We start from the raw sequence: 531 nt of genomic DNA, 5'->3' as shown, positions 1-531 counted from the left end.
CCGATCTAGTGAGATTTGTAGCTCATGGCTTCTCCCAGAAAGAGGGAATAGATTATGAAGAAACTTTTGCACCTGTAGCCAGGTATACTTCCATCAGAACAGTACTTGCCCTGGCTGCAGCAATGAAATGGAAAATACACCAGATGGATGTCAAGACAACTTTCTTGAATGGTGTAGTTGAAGAGGAAGTGTATGTGGAGCAGCCACTTGGTTTTGAAATACATGACAGGGAGTCATATGTGTGCAGATTGAAGAAAGCCTTGTATGGCTTGAAGCAAGCTCCCAGAACTTGGTATGGTAGGATGGACAGTTTCCTATCTAGCTTGGGCTTTACCAAGAGTAAAGCGGATTCCAACCTTTAATAAAAGGTTGAGGAAGGCAATCCAGCGATACTACTGTTGTATATGGATGACCTGTTTATTACAGGTGAAGATAGATTGATTGTCGACACACACCAAAAGCTTGCTTCCGAGTTGGAGATGAAGAACTTGGAGATGATGCACTAGTATGATATTTTGATAGTGGTTAAAC

General features: G+C 42.0%; 1 protein-coding gene. It reads left to right on the top strand.

What is annotated here, in order from left to right:
* A partial coding sequence (locus DC363_RS16625) for a reverse transcriptase domain-containing protein (RefSeq protein ID WP_146180824.1) occupies nucleotides 1-362 on the top strand: 362 nt, incomplete at its 5' end.
* Nucleotides 363-531 lie beyond the last annotated feature (169 nt).

Origin of the sequence: Thalassorhabdomicrobium marinisediminis (assembly GCF_003072065.1) — a bacterium.
In the GTDB taxonomy this organism is placed as follows: Bacteria; Pseudomonadota; Alphaproteobacteria; order Rhodobacterales; family Rhodobacteraceae; genus Octadecabacter; species Octadecabacter marinisediminis.
This window is presented reverse-complemented; position numbering and strand designations above follow the sequence as displayed.